The sequence below is a fragment of the Pseudomonas sp. CM25 genome (genome assembly GCF_013179705.1).
Lineage (GTDB): Bacteria > Pseudomonadota > Gammaproteobacteria > Pseudomonadales > Pseudomonadaceae > Aquipseudomonas.
Genome location: NZ_JABMCW010000324.1, coordinates 1 through 5,897, shown reverse-complemented (window position 1 = coordinate 5,897; position 5,897 = coordinate 1). Strand labels below are relative to the sequence as shown.

The window sequence follows — 5,897 nt, the reverse complement described above, 5'->3', positions numbered from 1 at the left end:
ATCTGGCCGACCGGGTTGAACTGGCCGAGCTGGCGGATGATGTCGCGTTCGATGCCCTGGAACTCGGCCTTGACCGCGTTGGAGTCGAAGGCCAGCGGGCGCGACTGGTAATAGGCGCGGTCGACTGCCGGTGGTTCCTTGCCCTTGGCCTTGAGGAAGCCCTGGCGGATGTTGTCGTCCCACTTCACCGCGTCCAGGACCCGAATCGGGGTCTGTGCCGCAACGATGCGGTCGGACAGGGCGCGGATGGTTTGCTGGTATTCGTCCACCGGGGACTCCTTTCTAGTACAGGAAACCTGTACCGGCCTCTTCGCGGCTAAAGCCGCTCCCACAGGTACCGCACAGTATTCAGGACCTGTGCAGTGCCTGTGGAAGCGGCTTTGGCCGCGAAGAGGCCAGCACGGTCATTTGCCGGAGCGCTGGAACCGCGCCACCTCGACGAACAGGTCCGAGTTGGCCGGGTCGTCAAGGTATGCCAGCACCCGCGCCGCAGGGCTGTCGATCAGCACGCCGTCGCCGTTGTCTTCCGGCACCTCGGTGCTGCGCCCGCTCAGTTCCTTCTTGTCCACCGCCTGCTGCACCTGCTCGACATCCAGGTTGTAGACCACCAGTTCCTTGCCATCGACGATGTCGAAACCGCCGATGAGGAAATTGCCGCCCAGGCGCTTGGGCACGCCAGCCGACAGGTACCAGCGGTTGCCGTGGCGCGAGACGGTGAACACGTATTCTTCAGGGGCCTTGCCCTTGGCCGTTGCCACCGCCTTGTAGGCATCGCCGCCGCTGCGGCTGATGGTGAGCTTCAGCGGCTCGCCCCAGGCGTCCTTGCTGCTCCATTTACCGAGCAGGGACTTGGGCGCCGACTGGTTGCTGGGCAGGGGCTCGTGGAAGGTCACCAGACAACCGCCCAGCAGCAGGAATGACAGAGTCAACAACACCACACGCCAGGCTTTCATCAGGTTCTCCTTGAAAAGTCGGACTCGCCTCAGGCCGATGCCAGCACCAGCTGCAGGTACCGGGTAAGCATAGCGAGCATCTGCCCATCGGCTTGCGCGTTCGCATCCTTGAGCAGGCCCTGATATTCCATCTGCTCGATAATCGCCGTCAACATCTGGGCGTCCTGTTCCGGTTGCCGCGAGCCTACCACCTGCAGCAATTGCCGAGTGCCGTGCAGCAGGATCTGCTCGTGGGCGCGTACCAGTTCGGCCAGGCGCGGGCACAGCAGGGCTTCCTGGCGGAAGGCCTGTTCGGCCATCAGGAAGTCGCGACGGTTGAGCAACTGGCGCTGTACGTAGTCGGCGGTCATGCCCGCCACTTCGTCGGCCAGGCGTGCCCGTGCCTGCGGGGTGCCATCACCCTGGGCCACCAACTGGCGCAACAGCACCTCGGTGTTGGCCCACAGCTTGGCCATGTAGGCAGCGCTGCGCTCGACGTACTGGGCAAAGGTATCGGTGAGCAGGTCCTCGATATCCTTGAAGTAGTAGGTGGTGGCCGACAACGGCACACCGGCCTCGGCCGCCACCGCGCGGTGGCGCACACCGCGCACGCCGTCGCGCACGACAATGCGCATGGCGGCGTCGAGGATCAGCTGGCGGCGCTGCTCGCTGCCTTGGCGGGCAGTCTTGCGGCCTTGGTATTGCACGCTTTCGGCGACGGCGGTGGCGATGCCGGCGGCGCCTTGGTCAGGCATGGCGGGTGTCAAGGGACTACCTCATGGTTCAAGTCATCTGCAGCCTGTACCGGCCCTATCGCCGGCAAGCCAGCTCCTACAGGTACTGCACAAGGCTGAGACCTGTGCGATACCGGTGGAAGCTGCCTTGCCGGCGATAGGGCCGGTACAGACAACATAATGCTTCAGGCAAGAAAAAGCCGCCTCGAAAGGCGGCTCGTTCACTTCACTCAGGCCTGCGGACGCATGTGCGGGAACAGGATCACGTCGCGGATCGACGGCGAGTTGGTCAGCAGCATCACCAGGCGATCGATACCGATGCCCTCGCCTGCAGTCGGCGGCATGCCGTACTCCAGGGCGCGGACGAAGTCGGCGTCGTAGTGCATGGCTTCGTCGTCACCGGCATCCTTCTCGGCCACCTGGGCCAGGAAACGCTCGGCCTGGTCTTCGGCATCGTTGAGCTCGGAGTAGGCGTTGGCGATCTCGCGGCCACCGATGAACAGCTCGAAGCGGTCGGTCACGGCCGGGTTGTCGTCGTTGCGACGGGCCAGCGGCGACACTTCGAACGGGTACTCGGTGATGAAGTGCGGCTGCTCCAGCTTGTGCTCGACCAGCTCTTCGAAAATCATCACCTGCAGCTTGCCCAGGCCTTCGTGGCCCAGCACCTTGGCACCAGCCTTTTTGGCGATGTCACGGGCGCGGTCGACGTCCTGCAGATCGGCGGCGGTCAGCTCCGGGTTGTACTTGAGGATCGAGTCGAACACCGACAGGCGCACGAACGGCTCGCCGAAGTGGAACACCTTGTCGCCGTAAGGCACGTCGGTGCTGCCCAGTACCAGCTGCGCCAGCTCGCGGAACAGTTCCTCGGTGAGGTCCATGTTGTCGCGGTAGTCGGCGTAGGCCTGGTAGAACTCGAGCATGGTGAATTCAGGGTTGTGACGAGTCGAAACGCCTTCGTTACGGAAGTTGCGGTTGATCTCGAACACCTTTTCAAAGCCACCCACTACCAGGCGCTTGAGGTACAGCTCCGGCGCAATGCGCAGGAACATGGCCATGTCCAGGGCGTTGTGGTGGGTTTCGAACGGCTTGGCGGCGGCACCGCCCGGGATGGTCTGCAGCATCGGCGTTTCGACTTCGAGGAAGTCGCGCTCGATGAGGAACTTGCGAATGTGCGAGATCACCTGCGAACGCACACGGAAGGTGTGGCGGGTTTCTTCGTTGACCATCAAATCGACGTAACGCTGGCGGTAGCGCTGCTCGGTGTCGGTCAGGCCGTGGTGCTTGTCGGGCAGCGGGCGCAGCGACTTGGTCAGCAGGCGCACGTTGGTCATCTCGACGTACAGGTCGCCCTTGCCGGAACGGGCCAGGGTGCCTTCGGCGCTGATGATGTCGCCCAGGTCCCAGGTCTTGACCGCCGCCAGGGTTTCTTCCGGCAGGGTCTTGCGGTTGACGTAGACCTGGATGCGACCGGTCATGTCCTGGATCACCATGAACGAGCCACGGTTGAGCATGATGCGGCCGGCTACCTTGACCGGGATCGCGGCTGCTTCCAGCTCTTCCTTGGTCTTGTCCGCGTACTGTTTCTGCAGGTCGTTGCAGTAGCTGTCGCGACGGAAGTCATTGGGGAAGGCATTGCCTTTGGCGCGCTCGGCGGCAAGTTTTTCCTTGCGCAGGGCGATCAGGGCATTTTCTTCCTGTTGCAGGTCTTGCGATTCGGTCTTCAGGTCGCTCATGTCGTCATTCTTTCCATCAGGTATTCGTTGCCCTTCTCGGGCAGGGCACGCGCTACCGGCAAGCGGCCGGTAGCGCGGCAGTGGTATGCGGCTTACAGCCCCTGCTTGAGGCTCGCTTCCAGGTACTGGTCGATGTCGCCGTCCAGCACCTTGTTGCAGTCGCTGCGCTCGACGCCGGTACGCAGGTCCTTGATACGCGAGTCATCGAGGACGTAGGAGCGAATCTGATGGCCCCAGCCGATGTCCGACTTGCTGTCTTCCAGCGCCTGCGAAGCAGCGTTGCGCTTCTGCATTTCCAGCTCGTACAACTTGGCCCGCAGCATTTTCATGGCGGTGTCCTTGTTGGCGTGCTGCGAGCGTTCGTTCTGGCAGGCCACCACGGTGTTGGTCGGCACGTGGGTGATACGCACCGCCGAGTCGGTGGTGTTCACGTGCTGGCCACCGGCACCCGAGGAGCGGTAGGTGTCGATGCGCAGGTCGGACGGGTTGATATCGATCTCGACCTTGTCGTCGATTTCGGGCGACACAAACACCGCCGAGAACGAGGTGTGGCGACGCGCACCGGAGTCGAACGGGCTCTTGCGCACCAGGCGGTGCACGCCGATTTCGGTGCGCAGCCAGCCGAAGGCATACTCGCCCTTGATGTGCACGGTGGCGCCCTTGATGCCGGCGACTTCACCTTCGGACAGCTCGATGATGGTGGCGTCGAAACCACGCTTGTCGGCCCAGCGCAGGTACATGCGCAGCAGGATGTTGGCCCAGTCCTGCGCTTCGGTACCACCGGAGCCGGCCTGGATGTCCAGGTAGGCGTTGTTCGGGTCCATCTCGCCGCTGAACATGCGACGGAACTCAAGCTGGGCCAGGGATTCTTCCAGGCCTTGCAGCTCGGTCTCGACGTCGCTCACGGCGCTTTCGTCGTCTTCCTCGACAGCCATGTCGAGCAGGTCCTTGCAGTCGGCCAGGCCGTTGGACATCTTGTCCAGGGTCTCGACCACCTGCGCCAGCATGGCACGCTCGCGGCCCAGGGCCTGGGCGTACTCTGGCTTGTTCCAGACGTTGGGGTCTTCCAGCTCGCGGTTGACTTCGATCAGGCGGTCATGCTTTTGATCGTAGTCAAAGATACCCCCGAATGGACTGGGAACGCTCGGTGAGGTCCTTGATGGTGTTCAGGATCGGTTGGATTTCCATGGTCGGCGGCTCTCGTGCGAATTCGGTGAAAAGCCCGCGAGTATAACCGAGTCCGCAGCACGGCGGCAGACCCGCCGGGCGGTAGAAGTGGCATCGCCTGAATGACCTCTGGCACCTGCCCCGGCCCTGTTGCCGGCAAGCCAGCCCCACAAGGCGGGTGCTGCACCTGTGGGAGCTGGCTTGCCGACGATGAGGCCCTGTCAGGCGATACCGACCTGATTGCGCCCGTTGTTCTTGGCTTGGTACAGGCCTTTGTCCGCCGCCGAGATCAGCTGACGGCAGTGGTGGCCCTGCGCCGGGGTCTGGGTGGCCAGGCCAATGCTCACGGTGAGGTACGAGCCGGCCGCCGGCGCGCTGTGCGGGATACCCAGGCCTTGCACGGTCTGACGCAGCTTCTCGGCCACCAGCCGCGCACCGCCTGGCGAGGTATTGGGCAGCACCAGGGCGAACTCCTCGCCACCGTAACGTGCCGGCAGGTCGGTCGGCCGCGCGCAGGAGCCACGGATGGATTCGGCCACCTGGCGCAGCGCTTCATCGCCGGCCAGGTGGCCGAAGCTGTCGTTGTAGGCCTTGAAGTAGTCGACGTCGATCATCAGCAACGACAACTGCTGCTGTTCACGCATGGCCCGGCGCCATTCCAGCTCCAGGTACTCGTCGAAGTGGCGGCGGTTGGACAGCCCGGTCAGGCCATCGGAGTTCATCAGCCGCTGCAGCATCAGATTCGAGTCCAGCAACTGCTGCTGGCTGACGCGCAAGGCGCGGTAGGCTTCGTCACGCTGCAGCAAGGTCAGGTAGGAGCGCGAGTGATAGCGAATGCGCGCCACCAGTTCGATGGTGTCCGGCAGCTTGACCAGGTAATCGTTGGCCCCGGCGGCAAATGCCGCGCTTTTCACCAGCGGGTCTTCCTTGGTCGACAGGACGATGATCGGGATGTCCTGGGTTGCCGGGTTGTTGCGGTATTCGCGTACCAGCGTCAGCCCGTCCAGGCCCGGCATGATCAGGTCCTGCAGGATCACCGTGGGCTTGATGCGCATGGCCTGGGCCACGGCCTGGTGCGGGTCGGCGCAGAAGTGGAAATCGATGTTGTCTTCATTGGCCAGGCCACGCCGCACCGCCTCGCCGATCATGGCCTGGTCGTCGACCAACAGCACCATCGCCGAATTTTCATGGGCGGTCGCGAAACCTTCGATCGGTAAATCATTCATGCCAGTTCACCCGATCACTGCCGGCCAGGCGGCGTGATTCAATACACTTCGTCATTTTGCGAAAATTTCCGTCAAGCGCCCGGCTATTCGTTCCAACGGGCGGAT

General features: G+C 63.3%; 5 protein-coding genes and 1 pseudogene. All 6 read right to left on the bottom strand.

From position 1 onward, the window contains the following. Positions 1 to 269: pseudogene (locus tag HP546_RS24425) on the bottom strand (flavohemoglobin expression-modulating QEGLA motif protein); the annotation flags it as partial. Between the two features lie 135 nt (positions 270 to 404). After that, complete coding sequence (locus HP546_RS24420) at positions 405 to 953, bottom strand: hypothetical protein (protein ID WP_172230610.1); 549 nt, start codon at positions 951 to 953, stop codon at positions 405 to 407. A 29-nt stretch (positions 954 to 982) separates the two neighbouring features. Next, on the bottom strand, positions 983 to 1,687 hold the full coding sequence (locus HP546_RS24415; RefSeq protein ID WP_172230607.1) for a TetR/AcrR family transcriptional regulator: 705 nt from the start codon (positions 1,685 to 1,687) through the stop codon (positions 983 to 985). A 209-nt stretch (positions 1,688 to 1,896) separates the two neighbouring features. Beyond that, positions 1,897 to 3,399, bottom strand: a complete 1,503-nt coding sequence (gene lysS, locus HP546_RS24410; RefSeq protein ID WP_012270790.1) for a lysine--tRNA ligase — start codon at positions 3,397 to 3,399, stop codon at positions 1,897 to 1,899. A gap of 92 nt (positions 3,400 to 3,491) precedes the next feature. After that, a protein-coding gene (gene prfB, locus HP546_RS24405) for a peptide chain release factor 2 (RefSeq protein ID WP_172230604.1) occupies positions 3,492 to 4,587 on the bottom strand; the annotation gives its coding sequence in 2 pieces (ribosomal slippage) (positions 3,492 to 4,514 and positions 4,516 to 4,587; 1,095 coding nt in all). Positions 4,588 to 4,787: 200 nt separating this feature from the next. Then, the gene (gene wspR, locus HP546_RS24400) at positions 4,788 to 5,792 is read right to left on the bottom strand and encodes a Wsp signal transduction system regulator diguanylate cyclase WspR (protein ID WP_172230601.1); all 1,005 of its coding nucleotides are present in this window, start codon (positions 5,790 to 5,792) and stop codon (positions 4,788 to 4,790) included. Between the last annotated feature and the right edge of the window lie 105 nt (positions 5,793 to 5,897).

Coding starts and splice junctions, on each gene's coding strand:
- HP546_RS24420 (WP_172230610.1), bottom strand. CDS start 953: ATGAAAGCCTGGCGTGTGGTGTTGTTGACTCTGTCATTCCTGCTGCTG.
- HP546_RS24415 (WP_172230607.1), bottom strand. CDS start 1,687: ATGCCTGACCAAGGCGCCGCCGGCATCGCCACCGCCGTCGCCGAAAGC.
- lysS (WP_012270790.1), bottom strand. CDS start 3,399: ATGAGCGACCTGAAGACCGAATCGCAAGACCTGCAACAGGAAGAAAAT.
- wspR (WP_172230601.1), bottom strand. CDS start 5,792: ATGAATGATTTACCGATCGAAGGTTTCGCGACCGCCCATGAAAATTCG.